Source organism: Nonomuraea sp. NPDC003201 (genome assembly GCF_053590415.1).
The window spans coordinates 1-19,877 of sequence record NZ_JBSFTC010000058.1 but is presented as its reverse complement, the minus strand read 5'-3'; the positions used below and the strand labels follow the sequence as shown (position 1 = coordinate 19,877).

The 19,877-nt window shown below is 71.7% G+C and carries 19 protein-coding genes; 5 read left to right on the top strand and 14 right to left on the bottom strand.

The genetic code is table 11. The annotated features are described in order from the left end of the window. The first annotated feature begins 23 nt into the window (after positions 1-23). Both ACWDX9_RS21975 and ACWDX9_RS21970 read left to right on the top strand, forming a co-directional pair. Positions 24-1,247 (top strand): cytochrome P450, encoded by a 1,224-nt coding sequence (locus ACWDX9_RS21975; protein ID WP_449956802.1) that lies wholly within the window; start codon positions 24-26, stop codon positions 1,245-1,247. Between the two features lie 116 nt (positions 1,248-1,363). After that, on the top strand, positions 1,364-2,053 hold the full coding sequence (locus ACWDX9_RS21970; RefSeq protein WP_449956799.1) for a TetR/AcrR family transcriptional regulator: 690 nt from the start codon (positions 1,364-1,366) through the stop codon (positions 2,051-2,053). Between the two features lie 7 nt (positions 2,054-2,060). Here ACWDX9_RS21970 and ACWDX9_RS21965 read toward each other — a convergent pair whose 3' ends face one another. Beyond that, positions 2,061-2,852: a lytic polysaccharide monooxygenase auxiliary activity family 9 protein gene (locus ACWDX9_RS21965; protein ID WP_449956797.1), complete on the bottom strand. Its 792-nt coding sequence runs from the start codon at positions 2,850-2,852 to the stop codon at positions 2,061-2,063. Positions 2,853-2,969: 117 nt separating this feature from the next. Here ACWDX9_RS21965 and ACWDX9_RS21960 point away from each other — a divergent pair, with 117 nt between their 5' ends. Beyond that, on the top strand, positions 2,970-3,788 hold the full coding sequence (locus ACWDX9_RS21960) for an SAM-dependent methyltransferase (RefSeq protein ID WP_449956794.1): 819 nt from the start codon (positions 2,970-2,972) through the stop codon (positions 3,786-3,788). Positions 3,789-3,791: 3 nt separating this feature from the next. Here ACWDX9_RS21960 and ACWDX9_RS21955 read toward each other — a convergent pair whose 3' ends face one another. From ACWDX9_RS21955 to ACWDX9_RS21935, 5 genes are all read right to left on the bottom strand, one after another. Next, complete coding sequence (locus tag ACWDX9_RS21955) at positions 3,792-4,697, bottom strand: helix-turn-helix domain-containing protein (RefSeq protein ID WP_449956791.1); 906 nt, start codon at positions 4,695-4,697, stop codon at positions 3,792-3,794. 158 nt (positions 4,698-4,855) lie between these two features. Beyond that, positions 4,856-6,496, bottom strand: coding sequence for a hypothetical protein (locus tag ACWDX9_RS21950; RefSeq protein WP_449956788.1), 1,641 nt, complete (start codon positions 6,494-6,496; stop codon positions 4,856-4,858). Then, positions 6,493-7,566 carry an exo-alpha-sialidase gene (locus ACWDX9_RS21945; RefSeq protein WP_449956785.1) on the bottom strand — a complete coding sequence of 358 codons (1,074 nt, stop codon included), beginning with the start codon at positions 7,564-7,566 and terminating at the stop codon, positions 6,493-6,495. Before ACWDX9_RS21945 ends, ACWDX9_RS21950 begins: the two co-directional genes overlap by 4 nt. Before the next feature lie 19 nt (positions 7,567-7,585). Then, on the bottom strand, positions 7,586-8,470 hold the full coding sequence (locus ACWDX9_RS21940; RefSeq protein ID WP_449956782.1) for a dihydrodipicolinate synthase family protein: 885 nt from the start codon (positions 8,468-8,470) through the stop codon (positions 7,586-7,588). Between the two features lie 128 nt (positions 8,471-8,598). Then, complete coding sequence (locus tag ACWDX9_RS21935) at positions 8,599-9,276, bottom strand: GntR family transcriptional regulator (protein WP_350723413.1); 678 nt, start codon at positions 9,274-9,276, stop codon at positions 8,599-8,601. 178 nt (positions 9,277-9,454) lie between these two features. Between ACWDX9_RS21935 and ACWDX9_RS21930 the strand changes: the two genes are divergently transcribed. Next, positions 9,455-10,804: an MFS transporter gene (locus ACWDX9_RS21930; RefSeq protein WP_449956778.1), complete on the top strand. Its 1,350-nt coding sequence runs from the start codon at positions 9,455-9,457 to the stop codon at positions 10,802-10,804. Here the strand turns inward: ACWDX9_RS21930 and ACWDX9_RS21925 are convergent, their stop codons facing one another. The 6 genes from ACWDX9_RS21925 to ACWDX9_RS21900 all read right to left on the bottom strand — a co-directional run bounded on the left by ACWDX9_RS21925 (position 10,805) and on the right by ACWDX9_RS21900 (position 16,514). Next, a complete protein-coding gene (locus ACWDX9_RS21925; RefSeq protein WP_449956775.1) occupies positions 10,805-12,070 on the bottom strand; it encodes a cytochrome P450 in 1,266 nt (421 codons plus the stop codon). Continuing rightward, positions 12,067-12,675, bottom strand: a complete 609-nt coding sequence (locus tag ACWDX9_RS21920) for a GTP-binding protein (protein ID WP_449956772.1) — start codon at positions 12,673-12,675, stop codon at positions 12,067-12,069. Before ACWDX9_RS21920 ends, ACWDX9_RS21925 begins: the two co-directional genes overlap by 4 nt. After that, positions 12,656-13,012 carry a DUF742 domain-containing protein gene (locus tag ACWDX9_RS21915; RefSeq protein ID WP_350723421.1) on the bottom strand — a complete coding sequence of 119 codons (357 nt, stop codon included), beginning with the start codon at positions 13,010-13,012 and terminating at the stop codon, positions 12,656-12,658. Before ACWDX9_RS21915 ends, ACWDX9_RS21920 begins: the two co-directional genes overlap by 20 nt. Further along, on the bottom strand, positions 13,009-13,443 hold the full coding sequence (locus ACWDX9_RS21910) for a roadblock/LC7 domain-containing protein (RefSeq protein WP_449956769.1): 435 nt from the start codon (positions 13,441-13,443) through the stop codon (positions 13,009-13,011). The genes ACWDX9_RS21915 and ACWDX9_RS21910 overlap by 4 nt, the downstream gene beginning before the upstream one ends. Before the next feature lie 96 nt (positions 13,444-13,539). Continuing rightward, positions 13,540-15,186: a sensor histidine kinase gene (locus ACWDX9_RS21905; protein WP_449956766.1), complete on the bottom strand. Its 1,647-nt coding sequence runs from the start codon at positions 15,184-15,186 to the stop codon at positions 13,540-13,542. 215 nt (positions 15,187-15,401) lie between these two features. Continuing rightward, entirely contained in the window at positions 15,402-16,514 is a 1,113-nt protein-coding gene (locus ACWDX9_RS21900; RefSeq protein ID WP_449956763.1) for a WD40/YVTN/BNR-like repeat-containing protein, read from the bottom strand. A 119-nt stretch (positions 16,515-16,633) separates the two neighbouring features. On the opposite strand from ACWDX9_RS21900, the gene ACWDX9_RS21895 reads away from it, so the two are divergent. After that, positions 16,634-17,629, top strand: coding sequence for a helix-turn-helix transcriptional regulator (locus ACWDX9_RS21895; RefSeq protein WP_449956760.1), 996 nt, complete (start codon positions 16,634-16,636; stop codon positions 17,627-17,629). Positions 17,630-17,652: 23 nt separating this feature from the next. Here ACWDX9_RS21895 and ACWDX9_RS21890 read toward each other — a convergent pair whose 3' ends face one another. Next, positions 17,653-19,041, bottom strand: a complete 1,389-nt coding sequence (locus tag ACWDX9_RS21890; RefSeq protein WP_449956757.1) for an AlkA N-terminal domain-containing protein — start codon at positions 19,039-19,041, stop codon at positions 17,653-17,655. Positions 19,042-19,055: 14 nt separating this feature from the next. Then, positions 19,056-19,745, bottom strand: a complete 690-nt coding sequence (locus ACWDX9_RS21885) for an alpha-ketoglutarate-dependent dioxygenase AlkB (RefSeq protein WP_449956754.1) — start codon at positions 19,743-19,745, stop codon at positions 19,056-19,058. Positions 19,746-19,877: the final 132 nt, after the last annotated feature.

Genomic DNA, 19,877 nt, shown 5'->3' with positions numbered 1-19,877 from the left:
AGGCTTCCGAGCTGGAGGACCACATGACCGCTGACGCGATCCCCGATTTCCCGTTCGACCGCCCCACCGCCCTGGAGCCGCCGCCACAGCTGGCGGAGCTGCGGGACAAGTGCCCGGTGTCGCACGTACGGCTGCCGAGCGGGGACGTGGCCACCCTGGTGACCAGGTACGACGATGCCCGCGCCGTCATGGCGGACCCGCGCTTCAGCCGCAACCTCGCCAGGGAGGGCGCCGCCCGGCTGTCCACCACCAAGGACGGCGGGCTGTTCAACCGGCGCAACGAAGGCACCATGGACATCAGGGAGGGGCAGGGCCACATGCGGTGGCGACGCCTGCTCAGCCGCTGGTTCACGGCGCGGAAGATGGAGGTGTGGCGGCTCAAGGTCCAGTCGATGACCGACGACCTGCTGGACGCGATGCTGGCCAAGGGCTCACCCGGCAACCTGTCGGCCGGGCTGGGCCTGCCGCTCCCGGTGCGGGTCATCTGCGCGCTGGTCGGCGCGCCGAGCGAGGACCAGGACAAGTTCGCGCACTGGTCCAGGACCATGCTCACGCTGACGCGCAACACCCAGGAGGAGGTCGACCAGGCGTACCAGGAGTTCACCTCGTACGTGTCCGACCTGGTCGACCGCAACCGGGAGAACCCGGGCGACGACCTGCTCAGCGAGCTGACCCAGATCACCGACGCCGAGGACGGCCGGCTCAGCCAGGACGAGCTCATCTCCACCGTGCGCGGCCTGCTGCTGGCCGGCCACGAGACGACCTCGAACATGATCGCGATCATGGTGGCGATGCTGCTCGCCGACCGGGAGCGCTACGAGGCCGTGATCGACGACCCCGACCTGATCCCGGGCACCGTCGAGGAGGTGCTGCGTCTGGACAGCACGCTGTCGGTCATCGGCGGGGTGCCCCGGTTCCTCACCGAGGACGTCGAGCTCAGCGAGGTCACGGTGCCCGCGGGCAGCACGCTGATCCCCAACGTCCCCGCCGCCAACCGCGACCCGGCCAAGTTCCCGGACCCCGAGCGGTTCGACCCGCGGCGGCAGAACAGCAACCAGCACCTCACCTTCGGCGCGGGACCGCACTACTGCCTCGGCCAGCCGCTGGCCAGGCTAGAGCTCCAGGTCGTGCTGGGCACCCTGACGCGCAGGCTGCCCGGCCTGCGGTTGCGGGACGCCCCGGACGACCTGCGCCTTCGCACCGGAGGGCTGTCGGGAGGGCTCCAGGACGTATGGGTCACCTGGTGACCTCCTGAGCACGGCGCCGGTGGACCGCTCGGCGGGCCGCCGGCGTCATCCGTGCTCGTGGCGAGGGCGATAATCGATCGGGGGACGGCACAGCAGGACGAGTTCAAGGATCGATCATGAAAGTCAGCACGGCGGTCGCCACGCCGTCACCCCGCTCGCTACGCGCCCGCGACAAGCTCATGCACACCGCGGAGCGGCTCTACGCGGAGCACGGGTTCGCCAACGTCTCGATCAGGATGATCCGCGAGGCGGCGGGCCAGCGCAACAAGTCCGCCGTCCAATACCACTTCAGCACCCGCGACGAGCTGATCCAGGCGATCCTCGCGCGCCACGCGGCCGAGATCGACCGGCTCCGGGCCCCGATGGTGGCCGAGCTGGAGTCCTCGGGCGAGGTGACGCGCCGTGATCGGATCGCCTGCGTCATCGCCCCGAGCATCGAGCACCACATCGAGCTGGGCACCCCGTCCTGGTACGGGCGCTTCCTCGCCCAGGCCGTCGTGGAGCCGTCCCTGCGCGACTTCACGACCGAGGCGAACGTGAGCACGCCCTCGTTCCAGCGCCTGGAGCAGCTGCGACCCCCGCGCGGGCAGGAACGCGACCCCGAGTTGTTCGAGCGGCACGCGTCCATGACCCGCCTGCTCATCGTGCACATGTGCGCCGAGCTCGAGGGCGATCTGGCCACCGGACGGGTCGATCCGGCCACCGCCGAACGGTCGTGGCGCGAGCTGGGCGAAACCCTGGTCACCGCGGTCTGCGGCCTCAGCTCCGCCCTCCTCGACCAGGAGACCGACCCCACGCCGGGCTAGGAGGTGGTCAGCGGTGGCGGCGCGGCCGGGCCAGGAGGATGACCATCGCCCCGGCGCCGATCGCGAACAGCGCCGCGGCGGTGACCAGCCACGGCATCCCGGTGTACCCGGTGAGCCGGTACGCGGTCGCCGGCCCGGGCTGGGCGCCCGCGCCGGCGGCGGGACCAGGGGCGGTGTTGCGGAAGACGACGTCAGAGCAGGAGTAATAGGTGTCCGGCGTGTCGGAGTTCTGCCAGATCGTGTAGATCAGGTGGCGACCGGTCCTGCCCGTGGGCAGGCGGCCCCTGATCGCGTACGAGCCGTCCGTCAGCTTCGGGTCGGTGACCTGGAGGAAGGGCTTGCGTTCCAGGTCGGCCCACTTCAGCGGCTTGGTCGGGTCGTAACCCCTCTTCGTGACGTACAGCCGGAACGTGCCCTGGTGCGGGATCGTGCCGCGGTAGCGGAAGGTGAAGCGCACCCCCGGCTTGAGCGTGGTCGCGGGCCAGTCGGCGCGCGCGAGGTCGAGCCCCTTGAACTCCGGGATGCCGCCGCTGCACAGCTTGCCGTCCGGGATCGTCTCGCGGTCCCTGCCGGCGACGTTCGCCACCCGCAGGTTGTCCCATTCCGCGGTCGCCGTCTTCCCCCCGGCCGCCACGGCGGCGCGACAGGCGGCCGGCCGCGTCTTCAGCGGGCTGTCGGCGCCGCAGGCCGCCGCCCGGCTGAGCGGGCTCTCCAATGCTCCGTGCGCGCCGGCAGGGGCGGTGACCAGGCCCAGCGACAGCAGCGCTCCGACGCCTACGCTCGTGATCCGGTGCCGCACGTGGCCGTCCTCCTCGCATAGTCCTGCAACGAGGTACGGCCACCCGCCCCCACAGGTTCATGAAGACCTGGTAGAAAAGGCAAAAAACGCAGATGCGACATATGAGGTGAAGCTCTCGTGACAGATCATTCACCCCTGGATCCCGCACTCCTCTCCAGGATCGACACCAGCAAGCCGCATCAGGCCAGGGTCTGGAACTTTTGGCTGGGTGGAAAGGACAACTATCCGGCCGACCGCCAACTGGCCGAGAAACTCCGGGACATCTATCCGGGCATGGAGGACATCGCCCGCCATTCCCGTGTTTTCTTGGGACGCGCCGTTCGATATCTCGCCGGAACGGTAGGTATCAGGCAGTTCTTGGACATCGGTACGGGCTTGCCGACCGTTGATCACACCCACGAGGTGGCACAACGGGTGGATCCCACCAGCCGGGTGGTGTACGTGGACAACGACCCTCTCGTCCTGGTGCACGCGCAAGCCCTGCTCACCAGCGACCCCCGCGGCGCCTGCGACTACATCGAGGCCGACGTCCGCGACCCCGGCACCATCCTGGAGTTCGCCTCCAAGACACTCGACCTGAGCCGCCCGACCGCGCTCATGCTCCTCGGCGTGATGGGCACGGTCTTCGACGACGACGAGGCGTACCGGCTGGTCGAGCACCTGCTCGGCGCGCTGCCCTCGGGCAGCTACCTGGTGTTCGAGGACGGCACGAACATCGTCAAGCCCGACGCCGCCGCGGAGGCCGAACGGCTGCGCGACAAGGGCGAGGTCTACGAGTACCGGCTGCGGACCCCCGAGGAGATCGCGCGGTTCTTCGACGGGCTGGAGCTGGTGGATCCGGGCATCGTGTCCGTCTCCCGCTGGCAGGTGGAGTCCGACGTGTTCGGGCTGCCGCCGGAGGTCGACGCGTTCTGCGGGGTCGCGCGCAAGCCGTGACGGTCAGAGCTCGGCGATGATCTCGCGCAGGAGCGCCGGGGTGGCGGTCGGGGGCGAGGCGTGCACGCCGAGCTCGTCCATCAGCCTCTGGTACGGCAGGACGTCCGCCCTCTTGGTGAGGTACTGGGCGTTGGTCAGCTGCTCGAGGTAGACGACGTCGTGCAGCTCGAACTGCGGGAAGCGCAGGATGGTGACGGGGCCGACGCCGCCCATGGCCCAGCCGCAGCTGAACGGGACCACCTGCACGGTGATGTGCGGCCGCGCGGCCATCCGGCCGAGGTGTTCGAGCTGGCCGCGCATGATCGCGGGGCTGCCGACCTGGTGCCGGAGCACCGCCTCGTCCAGCACCACCCAGAGCTTGCGCGGCGTGGGCGGCTCGAGGATGAGCCGGCGGCGCATCCGTACCTCGACCCGGCGCTCGATCCGCTCCTCGGACTCGCCCTTGTTGCCCATGGTGAAGATCGCGCGGGCGTAGTCCTCGGTCTGCAGCAGGCCGGGCACGAACTGCATCTCGTGGACGCGGATCAGCGAGGCGTCCTGCTCCAGCCCCAGGTACGCCTCGAACCAGTCGGGGATCACGTCGCGATAGTCGTGCCACCAGCTGGGCTCGTTGGCCTGCTTGGCCAGGGCGAGCAGGGCCGCGCGCTCGACCTCGTCGGCGACGCCGTACATGATGAGCAGGTCGGTGACGTCACGCGGCTTGAAGCTCGTGCGCCCGCCCTCCATGCGGCTGATCTTGGAGTGTGAGCTGCGGATGGCGTAGCCGGCGTCCTCCCGGGAGATCCCGGCGGACTCGCGCAGCCGTCGCAATTGCGCACCCACGAGAATACGCAGCGCGGTCGGCCCGGAGTGGGCGGCATCACCACCGAGCGTTTCCGCCAGGTCACCCATGCCGTGAGCAGTCGACATCCATACCCTCAATCGGCAACTCGCCACAGTCCGGTCCGCCGTCAATATTGCCACGGGAGTCGCGACAGAGCGGATATTTCCTTGTGTCACCGGAGGCGTGGTGCGGCGGCCCCGCTCGTCCGGATGCGAGCGGGGCCGCCCTCATGACCGGGTACGCCTCAGACGGCGACGTCCCCGCACACGTGCACCTCCACACCGAGCCGCTGGAAGAACGCCGCCTTCGCCACCAGCGCCTTGTCGGCCGTGGCGGCGTCGGGAGCGTAGGCGACCTGGACGTGGTTGGCCTTGTGGCGGGCCATGAACTGGTCGCGGTCGACCCCGTGGTGCACGACGTGCGCGATCGGCCACTCGGGGTTGGTGGCCGCCCACCGCCGCTCGGTCTCCTCCTCCGGCAGCTCCACGACGGAGGCGCGGCCGAGGTCGAGCTGGAGCCGGGCGTCGGCGATGTAGAGCCGGGACCAGACGATCTCGCCCGGCTTGCTCACGCCCTTGATCGTGCCGCCGCCGGCGGGGAAGTACATCGGGTTCTGCCGCCAGCTCACCGCGCCCGCGTACCCGCCGGTCAGGTGGGACGGCGGCACGGAGCCGGAGATCTCGTAGACCCAGACGAAGTCGTCGCCGTACTGCTCGCCCCAGCGCACGTCGTGCAGCGTGGTCGCGGGGTCGAGGCCCATGGCGGTCCACACCCGGTTGGTCACCAGCGCGTCCACGGCCACGCCCTCGTCCGCCTCGTTGAAGTGCGGCAGCGGAGCGCCGTCGTAGAGCACGCGGGCGCCGTCGCGGCTGGTCACCGGCGGGCGTACGACGTTGTTGAGCAGGCCCTCCGCCAGGTCGGAGGCCGGGGTCAGGTCCTTCAGGCCCTGCTGGTACTGGATCCCGACGGCGTCGAGGCCGAAGTCGTCGGCGATCCGCAGCGCGGCGACGTACATCTTGAACTGCTCGTTCAGCTGCCGGTCGGTGAGCTCCGTGGCCTCGTCGGCGCCGGTGGCGAAGCGCATCCCGGCGGCGTCGAGCCACGCGCGCACGGTCGCCGCCTCGGCGTCCGGCACCTTGAGCATCTCGGCGTACAGGGCGCTCTGCGAGAGCCGCTCCTTGTGGATCCCGAGGGGGTTGAGCAGCTCGTCGTCGATGATCGCGTTGTACATGCCCATGCAGCCCTCGTCGAACACGCCGATGATGGCCTTGTCGCGCAGCAGCTCCTCGGCCAGCGCGAGGCCGAGCTCGGACTCCGGGCCGGGCGGCAGCGGGGGCAGCGGGCGGACGTGCGAGGAGTCGTGCGCGATGTGGCCGGTCCGCACCCAGCTCGCGAGGCCGTCCAGGAAGTAGCGGTCGGTGAAGTCGACGGACCAGATCGTCGAGTACGCGCGGCCCATCTTGGTCAGGCCGGCGTTGAGCCCGAGCAGGCCGACCAGGCCGGGCCAGGTGCCGTCGAAGTTGGCGACGGTGAGGATCGGGCCCCGGTGGGTGCGGAGCCCGGCCAGCACGTGGTGGCTGTACTGCCACACGGCCTCGGCGACGATCAGCGGCGCGTCGGCGGGGATGGCCTTGAAGACCTCCAGGCCCATCCGCTGGCTGTCGATGAAGCCGTGCCCCTTGGCGGGATCGACCTCGTGCGCGCGGACCACCGTCCAGCCGAGGTCGCCGAACGCCGCCGAGACGGCCTTCTCCAGGCTCTCCTGGGCGGCCCAGCCGGCGACGTTGGCCGACAGGCGCAGGTCTCCGCTGGCGATCAGGTACGCGGTGCGCGGCGCGACGGGCTGCTCCGCGCGGGGAACGGGCATACGGTACGGGCCGGTCATGGCTGCTCCAGATCTGCGAGGGGCAGCCGGGCGAGGACGATCCCCCTGCGCTGCCAGGTGTAGGTGACGAGGAGGTCGTCGGGGGTGACGACGGCGAAGGGATAGCTGTATTCGGCGACGCCGCTGGTCACGACGCCGTCGTCACCGGGCGCGAACCCGGGGGCGGCGGCGCCGGACGGCAGTAGCCGGGGCACGGCCGGGTCGATGGAGAGCACGCCGTCGTCCAGGGTCGGACCGGCGTGCCAGGTCAGCCCGTCGTCGTCCGACAGCGAGACGACCAGCGGGCAACGGCTGCCCCACGACTCGGCGGCCGGGTTGTGCACGCAGGCCACCCGCCCGGACGGCAGCGCGACCACCGTGAGGCCGCTGTTGTTGTTCGGCAGGCCCGTGGGCTCGGCGGGCGTCCAGGTGCGCCCGCCGTCGGGGGAGGTCGAGCGATACGCCCGCCCCTCGGTGCTGCGCATCAACGCGACCGGGCCGCTCGTCCCCCACCACAGCGCGGGCTGGATGTGCCCGGCGCCGGTGAGCGCGTCGTGGTCCACGGGGATCGGGGCACGCGTCCAGCTCAGCCCGCCGTCGTCGGAGACGTCCACGAACGGGTCCCACCGGGGCGGCTCGCCCCACCGCTCCGTCGAGCCGGGCGCCAGCCAGGGGCCGCCCCCGGGAGCGAGCAGCGGCGGGTTCTTGACGGGGCCACGGCCGCCGGACCGGTCTCCCGGGACGAGCTCGCGTACCGGCTCCCACGTGAGGCCGCCGTCGTACGAGCGGGTGACCAGCGTGATCCACTCGGAGATGCGCGCACCGGCCTTGCAGAACAGCCACAGGGCGCCGTCGGGGCCGCTCGCCAGCACCCGATTCCAGTGGGCGACGTCCCTGCCCGTCTCCAGGGTGCGCACCTCACCGCCGCGGGCGATGCGGATGCGGTTGTCGGGCGTGCCCTCCCTGGTGCCCGCGAACCACGCGACGACCGGAGTGCCGTCCACCACCCCGAGCGTGGACGCGTGGCACTGCGTCCAGCGGGGGTCGTCGACGGTCACGAACTCGCGGTGGATCCAGTCGGCCTGGCTCATCTGGTCACCCGCGCCGTGATCATCGTGCCTGAGCGGTCTCGGCCAGCCGCGCGATGCGCTGCCGCTGCTCCGGGCCGATCTCGGGGGCCGGCATGCGGAGGGCTCCCGTACCGCGGCCCAGGAGGCTCAGCGCCAGCTTGATGCCCTCCACGGTGCCGCCGAGCGCGGCCAGCACCTCGTCCACCCGAGCCTGTGTGGAACGTTCCGCTTCGGCGTCCCCGGCGGCCACGGCGTCGGCGAGCCGCGCGAACGGGTCCGGGAAGGCCGACGAGAGGCCCGAGACGACCCCGTTGCCGCCGCCGCGGACGACCTCGGCGAGCCTGGTGTCCGAGCCCGACCACAGCCCGGCCGAGGCGGGCAGCGCCGCGCGGTACTCGGCGAACCGGTCGGCGGCCAGACCGCTCAGCTTGGCCCCGGCCAGCCCGGTCTCGGCGGCCATCGCGGCGAAGTCCGCGGGCTCGACGACCACGCCGGAGCGCTCGCTGAACAGGTAGCCGTAGACGGCGGCCGGCCCGGCCGCCGCCGTCACCGCGGCGAAGTGCCGCAGCACGGCGCCGTTGTCGGCGGGCAGGTAGTACGGGGTCAGCGTGGCCAGCCTGCGCGCCCCCATCGCGACGGCGTCGCGGGTCAGCGCCACCGCCTCCCGGGTGGCCGCGGCGCCGACGTGCACCACGACCCGGTCGGGCCCGAACACGGCCAGCGCGGTCTCGGTCACCGCCCGGCGCTCGGCCCGGTCCAGCGCCGGGAACTCGCCGGTGGTGCCGCACACGAAGACACCGTCGACGCGGCTCGCGAGATCCGTGAAGTGCGCCTTGGTGGTGGCGTGGTCGAGCTCGCCCGCCTCGTCGAAGAAGGTCGGGACGGCGGAGAGGATCTCGGCGCGGCGCCGGGTGTTTTCTGGCATGGCAAGGCCTCGGTTCGTCAGTGGTTTTCGTTGTCGAGGCGCGGCGGGCCTCAGCTCGTTGAGGGATGGCAGGCAAAGGACGGCCCCGGACCCCTGGAAGGTCCGGCGCGGGCGGTGGGACGAGGGGGCTAGAGGGCGGGCTGGGCGCGCTCCCGCTCGATCAGCGTCGCGCGGATCCGGTCGCAGGAGCCGTCGAGGTGCGACACGAGCGCGACGAGCGCGGCGCCGACGTCGCCCGAGCGGACGACGTCCCGCAGATCGGCGTGGTCCTGCGCGACGGGGACCAGGTCACGGGCGGTGTTGGTGATCTCCAGCACCGCCGCGAACAGCGGCCGGTGCAGCGCCCACGTGGCGGTGAGCCAGCGGTTGTCGCCGATCACGTAGAAGCCGCTGTGGAAGTCGAGGTCCGCGGCGGCGAACTTGGCGGCGTCTCGGTCGTCCGCGGCGGCCCGCATCTGCTCGACGGCCTCGTCGATCGAGGTCCAGTCGGCGGCGTCGAGGCGGGCGATGGTCTCCTTGATGGCCAGGCTCTCCAGAGCGCCGCGCAGCGAGTAAAGCTCCTGGAGATCTTTGTCGGACAACCCGCGGACGAAGACCCCCCGCTTGCGCGTCTCGACCAGCCCTTCGATCTCCAGCTGGCGAAGCGCGTCGCGGACCGGCCCGCGACTCACCCCGAACTGCTCCGCGATCCTGCCCTCGACCAGGTGCGTCCCCACGATCAGCTCGCCACGCACGATGAGCGAGCGGAGCTGGATGAGCAACTGATCACCGAGCGGTGGATTACGCAGCGGATTGGTGATCGTCACCAGCTCTCCTCTCGTCTTCCCGCCCGAAGGTTCTTCGCCGAACGGAGACTATCCCGCACAACTCCATACGGTCAACGTTAACGGATGACCGTTGACGGTTAACCGTCTTCCAGGCAATAGTGTGCGACAACTGAACCACTGCGGAAACATCGAAGCCGCCAGCAGAAAGGGAGGCGCCATGGTCGCGACCCTTCCGAAGCCCGATCTTCGCTACACCTGGAAGGTCACGGCATCCAGCTTCCTCGGCAACACGCTGGAGTACTACGACTTCCTCGTCTACGGGACGGCGGCCGCCGTCGTCTTCCCCAAAGTCTTCTTCCCCGACGCCAGCGGCTTCGTGGCCACGCTGTCCGCCTTCGGCACGTTCGCCGTCGGCTTCCTCGCCAGACCCCTGGGCGGCCTCTTCTTCGGCAGCCGGGGCGACCGGCACGGCCGCAAGTCCACCCTGATGGTCACGCTCGTCGTGATGGGCCTCAGCACCATCCTCATCGGCCTGCTGCCGAGCTACGGGACGATCGGGATGTGGGCCCCGATCCTGCTGGTGGTGCTGCGGCTGATGCAGGGGTTCGCGGTCGGCGGCGAGTGGGGCGGCTCCATGATCATCGTCTTGGAGTCGGCGCCGCCGAACCGCCGCGGCTTCTTCAGCGCCTGGCCCAACACCGGCGGCTTCTCCGCGCAGATCCTCATCACCGGGGTCTTCGCCTACATCTACACGCTCCCCGACGACCAGTTGCTGAGCTGGGGATGGCGGATCCCGTTCCTGCTGTCGGCCGTCGTCCTCATCGTGACGTTCTGGATGCGGCGCAGCCTGCACGAGACGCCCGTCTTCACCAAGGCCGTGGCCGGTGACAAGGAAGGCGAGGCGGGCGCGGTGGAGGCGGAGCGGCCCAGGCACGGCCCGATCCGTACGATCTTCGTGGACGACTGGCGCAACCTGCTGCTGATCATCGGCCTGCGCTTCGCCGAGGCGCTGCCGTACTTCCTGCTCACGGTGTTCGCGCTGTCCTACGGCAGCAGCGCGCTCGGCCTGGAGAAGAGCCAGCTGAACAACGCGATCCTCATCGCCGCCGTGCTCTCCTTCGTCAGCCACGGCGTGTTCGCCGCGATCTCCGACAGGATCGGGCGGCGTCCGGTCTACTTCTTCGGCGCGGTCGTGGTGTTCGTGATGGCCTTCCCGTTCTTCGCGATGCTGCACAGCGGGTCGATGGTGCTGATCGTGCTCGGTTACGTGCTGGTGCTGAACCTCGGGCACAACGCCATCAACGCCATCCAGCCCGCCTTCTTCGCCGAGCTGTTCCCCGCCGAACGCCGCTACACCGGCGCCGCGGCCGGCCGCGAGATCGCCTCCATCTTCGCGGGCGGCCTGACCCCGTTCATCGCCACCGCCCTGGCCGGCGCGGACGGCGCCCGCTGGCCGCTGGTCGCCGGGTACGTCATGCTCGGCGCCCTGATCACCATGTTCGCGGTGTGGAAGGCGCCGGAGTCCTTCCGCCGCGACCTCAGCGCCACGGGCGAGACCGTCCGCTGATCACATCCTCCAGTCCTCGACCGGCCCCTGACCGACGGGGCCGGTCGGGCTGAACCCGACGGGCAGGGCCTCCAGGCCGCGCATCCACACCGACGCCCGCCAGCGCAGCTCCTCCGGCTCCCCGAGGAGGTGGACGTCGGGCAGCCGGTCCAGCAGCACCTCGATGGCCGTCTTGACGATGATCTCCCCGAGCTCCGGCGCGGGGAACGGGCAGCCGTACTCGCCGTGGCTGAACGACATGTGCGCCCGGTTGGCGCCCGAATGGGCGTGCGCGGCCGGCCGCACCTGCGGATCGGCGTTGGCCGCCGCGAACCCGAGCAGCAGCAGGTCACCCCGGCGCACGCGCTTCCCGCCCAGGTCGCAGTCGCGTACGGCGAAGCGCGAGGGCATGTTCTGCACGGGCGGGTCCATCCACAGCACCCTGATCAGCGCCTCGCCGACGCTGCTGCGACCGCCCTGGAGCGTCATCGAGAAGTCGTCGTCGATCAGCATGAGCCGCAGCGTGTTGCCGATCCAGTTGGCGGTGGCGGCGTGGGATGCCGCTATCAGCACCAGCAGGTCCTGGATGATCTCCAGCTCGGACAGCCCGGCCGGGTGCGCCAGCAGGTAAGACGTGAGGTCGTGCCCCGGCCGGTCGCGCTTGGCGGCCATCAGCCCGCCCATGCGGTCCTGGACGCGGAGGAACCCGGCGAAGGACTCCTCGCCGCCGTCCAGCATGAAGCCCAGGTCCTCGATCAGCTCCGGCAGCTCGGACTCCGCCAGGCCGTAGAGCCGGGCGATGACCTGGGCCGGGGTCCGGTAGGCGTACTGGGCGATCAGGTCGGCCCGGCCGTACCCGGCGAACTCGTCGATCAGGAGGTCGGCGACCTGCTCGCAGATCGCGGTCAGCTCGGTGCGGTCTATGGTGTCCAGCGCGTCGCCGATGGCGCCGCCGCGCCGCTTGCGCTCTGCGCCCTCGGTGAACATCAGGGACGGCGTCCACTCCAGGTACGCCCGCGACGGCCAGTCCCCGGGGATCCGGTCCTTCAGGTTCCAGCGCCTGGGGTCGCGGCCGAAGAGCTGCGGCTGGCTGGTCACGTGGTGCAGCTCGCGGTATCCGGCCACGAGCCAGGCCGGTACGTCGTCGTCGAGCAGGATCGGCACGATCGGGCCGTGCTTGCGGCGCATCTCCTCGTACGCCGTGGCCGGGTCGGCGAAGACCTCGGGCCCGTACATCCGCATGGCGTCGGCGTGGCCGGTGTAGCCCTCCAGCAGTGGGTTGGTCACGACGTGCTCTCCGGGGCCGAAAGGGCGTTCATACGGGTGATGTGCTCCACGAGCGTGATGAGCACGTGCTTGGACGAGGACCGCTTCCGCGCGTCGCACTCGATGAGCGGCACGTCGGGCGACAGCGCGAGCGCGTCGCGCACGGCGTCCAGCGAGGGCCCGTCGGCGAAGCGGTTGACGGCCACGACGAACGGCATCCGGTGGTGCTCCAGCCGGTCGATGGAGTACCACGAGTCCTCCACGCGCCTGGTGTCCACCAGGACGACCGCGCCCAGGCTGCCCGCGAAGAGCTGATCCCACACGAACCAGAAGCGCTCCTGCCCCGGCGCCCCGAACAGGTACAGGACCTTGTCCGGCGTCACCGTGATCCGGCCGAAGTCGAAGGCCACCGTGGTGGTGGTCTTCTCCCGCACCCGGCTGGCGTCGTCGATGCCCACGCCGGCCTGGGTCATGACCTCCTCGGTGCTCAGCGGGCGGATCTCGCTCACCGAGCCGACCATGGTCGTCTTCCCCACGCCGAAGCCGCCGACGACCACGATCTTCAGTGCGTCCAGGGCGGTTTCGCGGAGCGGTGTACGTACGTCGTCAGAGGTCTTGGAGGGCACTGAGCACCTGCCTCAGAGTTTCGGGATCCGGCCGCCCGAACTGGAGGGCGGCCGACGGGTGACGGACGGTGATGCGGCCGGTGTCCAGCAGGTCGCGCAGCAGGATCTTCACCACGCTCACCGGCAGCCGCAGCTCGGCGGAGATCTCCACCACCGCCGTCGGCTGCCGGGTCAGCTGGAGGATCCTGACGTGCTCCGACTGCATGCCGGGGGCCGGCTCGCACTCGCTGACGATCAGGGAGACCGAGTCGAACGCGTTCTCGTCGGCGCGGGTGCGGCCGCCGGTGACCGTGTAGAGCCGGTCCGGGTTCTCCCGGTCGATCGGGCGCGGTGTCATGGACGATCGTCGCCTGGCTGCGCTCTCCGCGGCGCCGCGGAGAGGAAGACGCCGATCTGCTCGACCATCTCGTTCATGTTGTGCGCGATCAGGCCCACGTCGCCGTCCTCGTCGGCCACCACGGCGAGATGGGCGCCCTCGCCGGCCGGCACGATGAGCAGCAGCCCGCCGGCGAACTCCACCATCGCCTGCCCCGCGCCGATGCCGTCGCCGAACTCGGCGGAGGCGCTCAGCGACAGGCTCTGGATGCCCGCGGCCAGGGCCGCGAGCTGGTCGGCGCGGTCCCGCTCCAGGTCGGCGGTGACGCACATCTTGAGTCCGTCCCTGGTCAGGACGAGAACGTACCTGACCCCGGGGGTCTTCTCCTTGAGGTTCTCAAGCAGCCAGTCGAGCTCGCGATCGGTGGTGCCTGCAGCGTCGATAGTGCTCATCGAAACGACGGGGCGGGCCTCCGGCGCGGGCGCCGGAGGGGCCGCCCCTGCCTCCTTACTGTGATCCGATAAGTTCCGGTGACCGACGGCGCGTGCTCACGCATCGTCCGCGGCTGGAGCAGTGGCCGGGGATTCGGCCGGCGGAGACGTTGTCCGGTTGCGGCCGCCCGCCTGGCGGAACGCGGCGAACCTGGCCGCCGAGTCGCGCCCCTCGCGCGCCACCGGCCGGGCCGCCGGCGCCTGCCGCGCCTTCATCGCCTCGGCCAGCGTCTGCCCGCGCTGCCGCCTGGGCAGCAGCTCGTCGCCGGTCGGATGCTCCTCCGCGGGAACGGACTCCGTGGGCGGCGCGGCCTGCGCGGGCACGGCCGGCAGCTGCGCGGCAGCCGTCCTGGGCTGCGTGATCAGTACGCGCGGGATCAGCACCACGACCCCGGTGCCGCCGCGGGCCGACGGCCGGAAGCTCACCGTGAGGCCGTACTTGTCGACCAGGCGCCCCACCACCGCGAGGCCCAGCCTGGTGCCGGAGAGCGTGCGCAGGTCGAGCGGCTCGGACACGAGCTTGGTCGCGTGGTGCCGCTCGCGCGGCCGCATGCCGAGGCCGCTGTCGTCGATCGTGATCACCACGCCGGCGTCCTCCTCGTCCGCGTACACGTGCACCTCCGTGCCGTGCGCCGAGAACGTGGCGGCGTTGTCCATCAGCTCGGCCAGCGTGTGCATCACGCCTTCCGCGGCGTACCCGGCCACGGCGACGGTGCTGGTGGAGTGGAGCCGGATGCGTCGGTAGGCGCCGATGCGGCCCATGGCGCCGCGCAGGATGCTCTCCATGACGATCGGCCGCGTCCACCGCCGCCCGGACCGGCCGCCGCTCAGCAGGGCGATGTTGTCGGCCAGGCGGCTGAGCTGGGAGACCCGGTGGTCGAGGTCGAGCAGGTCGCTGAGGATCTCCTCGTGCTCGCCGTACTGCTCCTCCAGGCCGCGCAGCTGGGCGAGCAGGCTGGTCGCCTGGGCCTGCACCCGGGCCGCGGCGCCGGCGCAGGCGGCCATGACCGCGGCGCCCCCGCGCTCGCTCTCGCCGAGCTGCTCCGCCGTCTCGCCGAGCAGGTCACGCAGCGGGCCGTACGCGGGCTGGCCCACTTCGGCCAGCGCCGCGCGGACCGACATCCGGTCCGTCCGGATCCGCCGTACGAGCTCCGGCATCGTCTCGGCGGACAGCCGCGAGATCTCGTCCTCCATCGCCTGGCGGGCCGCGCGGGCGTTGGTCTCCGCCACCGCGCGTGCCTTCTGGGCGGCGGCGCGGTCGCGCTGGAGCAGGTCCAGCTCGTTGCCGATCGCCTGGACGAGCGGCTGCACCGAGGTCTCCACGATCCGCGACACGCTGGCGAGCGCGTCGGCGAGCGGCACGCCCTCGCGTACCTGGCGTCCGAGCGCGGGCAGCGCCTCCTCGGCCACCCGCGCGTTCTCGCGGCGCAGCCACAGGTAACGCGCCTCCGCCCACCTGGCCTGCTCGCGCAGCTGGCGGGCGGTGGCGGCGTAGTGCACGGCCGCGCCGGCGGCGCCGGCCAGCAGCAGGGCCGAGCCTCCGCCGACGGCCGCCATCAACCCCATGGCGCCGGCCGGGGCGGCCAGGATCGCCCACAGCCACAGACCGGCGGTGACGATCAACGTGCCCAGGGAGGCGGTGACCGCCAGCTCCTTCGGGGAGAGCCTTCGCTGTGTCGTCCGTTGAGGTACGTCTGCTTGCATGTTCTGGGAGTCCTCAGAGCGGGGGGTGGTGTGCCCTTTTTCACGCATGCGATCGGGAACGGCACACACCGTAGCACCACGGGTATCTCAAGAACAGACAAGCGCTCCTTAACCATTCGCTTCAGCAGCAACCGGGACAAGACCAGTGCCCCAGCCCTTCACCACACGTGGCCGGGGTCCCTTGGCAAAGCCGGCCGCAGGGGTGGGGCGGGTCGCTAGACCTCCTCGGCGACCCCCAGGTACATCACTCCGGGGTTCGACGGGTTGAACGCGATGGAGCTGACCCGGTCGTAGGCGTTGTGGTTGACGGTGACCCGGTTCCGGCGGGCGTCGTACTTGTAGATGTCGGTGCCGGTCGCCGCCCATCCCGTGCCGAAGTCGAAGTACAGCACCCCCGGGTCCGTCGGGTGGGGCGCGAGCAGCGGGCCGTTGGCGAGGGTGACCCCGTCGCCGTGGTCCACGACCGGGGCGAAGCGCCGGCCCCCGTCGAACGAGCGGTAGATGTGCCGCCCGCCGGACGGCGCGCCCCCGTCGGCCTCCCCGATGTCGAGGCCCATCGCGTACACGACGTTGGGGGCGGCCGGGGAGATCGCGGCGCTGAACACGTTGACCTTGCCGCCGGTCTTGCTCAGTCCGGTGGAGGCGGTCCAGGTCCGGCCGCCGTCGAAGGTGACGCGGGCGCCGGTGTCGGAGCCGCCCACCACCACGTGGTTCAGGTCGTACGGGTCGAACACCGCCGTGTAGACCAGCACGAGATCGCCCTGCGCCCAGGCGGGCACCCCGACGGTCCGCCAGGTACGCCCGCCGTCCCGCGACTCGTGGAGCTGCCCGCGACCGTCGGAGACCCGCAGGCGGTCGCCGCGGTAGCGGTCGACGCCGAGCCCGGCCACCTCGCCGGCGGGTGAGGTGAGCTGGGTGACGGCGCCGGACGTGGCGAGGGTGAGGTTGCCGTCGCGGTCCCAGGCGTAGGCCCGGCCGCCGCGGGCCGCGACCAGCTCGGTGTTCCTGCCGTTCACCTTGCCGACCGTCGCCCAGGTGCAGCCCGCGTCCTGCGAGGTCAGCAGCGCGTTGTTCGACATGGCGAGCAGTTCGTCAGGACGGTCGAGGGCGACGAGCCCGGTGGTGTAGACGACCGGCCGCAGCACCTGGCTGGTCGGCGCGATCGTCCTGCCGTCGTTGCGCGTGTACGTCACCGAGCCGTCGCCGTTGACGGTCCCGCAGGCCGGCTGGCGCCAGCGGCCGAAGGGCTCGTCCTCCGCGGCGGCGGGCCCGGCGGCCGACAGGACCACAAGCGCGGTCGCGACTCCGATGGTGAATGCCTTCTTCAACACTGCCTCCCCGAACAGGCCGGACTTACGGATCCGTCCTATCGGGCACGGGAGTGCCCGGGCTAGGCCGACGAAGGGCGGATTTGTGACATGGCAGGTATCTGACACACTTGCCGATCATGGACACGGACGAGAACGCGCTCGCCGCCGTCGGAGTGGACGCCGAGGACGAGCGGATCTACCGCGACCTGCTGCGCCGGCCCCGCGCCACGCTGCCCGAGCTGGCCGCGCACACCGGCCGCACCACGGTGGCCCTGCGCCGCGCCTGCTCCCGGCTGGAGGCGCTGGGCCTGGTCAGCCGCATGGCGGGCCGTCCGGTCCGGTTCCTGCCGACCCGGCCCGACGTCGCGGTGGCCGCCCTGATCTCGCGCCGGGAGGAGGGGCTGGCCCAGGCGCGGCTGGCCGCCCTCGCGCTGCTCGCCGAGACGCCGCGTACGGAGAACCAGGCTCCCGAGGAGCTGGTCGAGGTCGTGCAGGGCCAGGCGGCGGTGGTGCAGCGGTTCACGCAGCTGCAGCAGACCGCGACCGAGGAGCTCCTGGTGCTGGACCGGCCGCCGTACGCGCAGGACCCCGGCCAGCAGAACGTCGCCGAGATGGACCGCCTCGCGCACGGCCTCCTGGTGCGCGGCATCTACGACGCCGCGGCCCTGGAGATCCCCGGCAAGCTGCGCCTCGCCCAGGAGGCCGTGGCCGCCGGCGAACAGGCCAGGATCAGCCCCGAGGTCCCCATGAAGCTGGCCATCGCCGACCGGAAGACCGCCATCCTGCCGCTGAGCACGGCCGCGACCTCGCACGCCGACAGCGCGGTCATCGTGCACTCCTCGACGCTGCTCGACGCGCTGGTCACGCTGTTCGAGGTCCTGTGGCGGTCGGCGCTGCCGCTGCCCGCCAAGCCGCTCGCGACGCTCCCCTTCGGCCCGGCCGAGCTGCCCGACCCGGAGCTGTTCACGCTGCTCGCGGCCGGGCTCAAGGACGAGGCGGTCGCGCGCCAGCTCGGCGTGAGCCTGCGGACCGTGCACCGGCGGGTCAGCGAGCTGATGGACCGGCTCGGCGCGCGCACCCGCTTCCAGGCCGGGCTGCTCGCCGCCCGTCGCGGCTGGTGGGGCGCGGACTAGCGGGCATCCCGGCAGGTGGAGCGCTAGAGGGCGTCGCCGTGGGCCATCAGGTGGGCCGCCGCCAGCGAGCGCCAGGGGCGCCACCGTTCCAGGCAGGCGGCGGGGTCGAGGCCGAGATCGTCCAGCGCGGCCCGGAGAGAGGGGTCGGCCAGGGGGAACGCGTCGGGGTGCCCGAGCCGGAAGGCCAGGTCGTGCCGTAGGTCGCGATCCGCGTACGGCAGGGCCGCCAGCGTGTCCGGGCCCGTACCGTGACCGAGCGCCTCGTGCTCACCGGCCACGTCGGCGGCGAGCGCCCCGACCACGGACGCCTCCGCCCCGACCACGGACGCCTCCACCCTGATCATGGACGCTTCCGCGGCGGTCACGGTCGCCTCCGCCGCGATCGCGGTCGCCTCCGGGAAGGTGTGCGTGAGGCCGCCGGGCAGTCCGGGCACCCTCGTCCCCAGCGTGGCCACGAACGCCCCGAGCCGGTCCGCCGTCTCCCCCGGCGTCCTGCCGCGCCCGAGCACGGCCCGTACCCCGACCTCCAGGGCGCTCCAGGCCCCCGGCACGGCGAGCCCCGGCCGGGCCCGTACCAGCGGTCCGAGCACCGGATCGGCCGACAGCGCCGCCACCCCCGCCCCGTGGTCGGCCTCCACGCCGAGCAGCCGCGTGACCTGCCCCACCACGTGGATCAACCCCTCCCAGTACGGCAGGTGGGCCCGCAGCAGCAGGTGTCCCCCGCCGCCCGGCGACACCTCCAGCACCCCGGGCGCGCCGTCCACGGTGATCGTCCGCCGATAGGTGTCGCCGTCCACCTCCTCGACCCCCGGCACGGCCCGTACGGCGAGGAAGTCCCGTACGGCGGCCCAGTCGTAGCCGGGCACGAACGGCAGCCGCAGCACCAGCCCGCCGTCGGCCACCAGCCGGTCGGCGCGCCGCCGCCGCTCGCGCAGGTCGGACGGCGCGGCGCGGAACACCTCCCGCATGGTCCGGTTGAACTGCCGCAGGCTCCCGAACCCCGAGGCGAAGGCCACGTCGAGCACCGTCAGCTCGGAGTCGTCCAGGAGCCTCCGGGCGAAGTGCGCCCGCCGCGAACGCGCGAGCTGGTCGGGCGTCGCGCCCAGGTGCCTGAGGAACAATCGGCGCAGGTGCCGCGGCGACATGCCGATGCGCGCCGCCAGCGCCGCCTCGGTGCCGCCGTCCAGCACGCCGTCGATGATCAGCTGCCACGCCCGGCAGACCAGCTCGGGCGCGCCGGCCTCGATCGAGGCCGCCACCCGGTACGGCCGGCAGCGCAGGCACGCCCGGAACCCCGCGGCCTCGGCGGCGGCCGGGTGCTCGTACGTGCGCGTGTTGCGGAGCAACGGCTTGGCTCCGCAACCAGGCCGGCAGTAGATGCCGGTGGTGACGACGGCGGAGTACGTGGTCATGTCCTAGATGTACGTCATGCGCGGTTGGCCTGGAGACGGCTGGAGAAGTTGACGCTGATCCGGACCCCGGCCGGAGCGGTCTGCTTGGGCACGCAGTGCCGCCAGTCGCGCTGGCACCGCCCGCCCATCACCACCAGATCCCCGCCGGCCGGCGTCAGCGCGACGCTGCGCCCGCCGGTCCTCGGCTTGAGCAGGAACCGCCGCGTCGCCCCGAGGCTGAGCACCGGGACCACGCACTCGTCGCGCCTGCACGTCTGCCAGTCGCCGTGCCACCCGGTGCTGTCGCGGTGGTCGCGGTAGAGGTTCACCCAGAGCCCGTCGTACGGGACCCCGTAATGCTCCGGCAGCGCGGCGGTGATCGCGAGGAGCAGGGGCTCGGGCACCTCGGCCAGGTCGGTGTACTCGGCGGTGAGCCGCGGTTCGACGTACTTCTTGTCGAACATCCACCGGTCGCGCTGCTCCCAGCCGGCCTTCTCCAGCAGCGAGTCGAGCAGTTGCCGGCTGCCGCGCAGCCAGCCGGGGACGTGCTCGACCCATGAGGTGGCGTCGAGCCGGATGCGGCGCGCGCCGGCGAACGTGGGATCGAACCCCGGCTCCTCCACGGCCGGGTCCGTCTCCAGGAAGAGCGGCGGTTGCAAGGTGGACCTCCCGATGTCGCGTACCCGGAACATGGTGCGCGCGAGCCTGGGGGCAAGTCCGGCCACATCCGGACAACGACTGGCGGGACCCGGCCCGGCCTAGTACTCCAGCATCACTTTGTGATCTTTGGTGTGTAACGTGCCGCTCTTGTGATGGATCATGATGTCGCCGCGTGGGTGGCAGGGTTGGATGACCTG